This is a genomic window from Fictibacillus phosphorivorans (assembly GCF_001619875.1).
Taxonomy (GTDB): domain Bacteria; phylum Bacillota; class Bacilli; order Bacillales; family Fictibacillaceae; genus Fictibacillus; species Fictibacillus phosphorivorans_B.
This window is the reverse complement of the sequence record NZ_LRFC01000031.1, coordinates 1-498: the sequence shown is the minus strand read 5'-3', so window position 1 is coordinate 498 and position 498 is coordinate 1. Positions and strand designations below refer to the sequence as shown.

At 35.5% G+C, this 498-nt stretch carries 1 protein-coding gene; it reads left to right on the top strand.

All coding sequences use genetic code 11. The features are described 5' to 3' along the window. Positions 1 to 424 (top strand): Tn3 family transposase (locus tag AWM68_RS13600; protein WP_156488408.1); only part of this gene is annotated, 424 nt, incomplete at its 5' end. Positions 425 to 498: the final 74 nt, after the last annotated feature.

Sequence of the window (498 nt, the reverse complement as noted above, 5' to 3'; positions counted from 1 at the left end):
CAGCTTGGCTACAGCCTTACGTGAGATGGGTCGAATAGAAAAAACAATTTTTATTTTGAATTATATATCGGATGAATCATTAAGAAGAAAAATACAAAGGGGATTAAATAAAGGAGAAGCCATGAACGGATTAGCAAGAGCTATTTTCTTCGGAAAACAAGGTGAGCTTAGGGAACGGACTATACAACATCAATTGCAAAGAGCCAGTGCTTTAAACATAATCATCAATGCTATTAGTATTTGGAATACCTTACATCTAACTAAAGCAGTTGAATATCAAAAACAGTCTGGTAGTTTTAATGAAGAATTATTACACCATATGTCGCCTCTAGGTTGGGAACATATTAATCTACTAGGAGAATATCATTTTAATTCGGAGAAAGTGGTCTCGTTAGATTCTTTAAGACCATTAAAACTTTCTTAACGTTGTAAAAATGGGGGAATCGTCAGGAAAATAGGCTTAGCGTTGTAAATCCGCATTTTCCTGACGGGACCCCT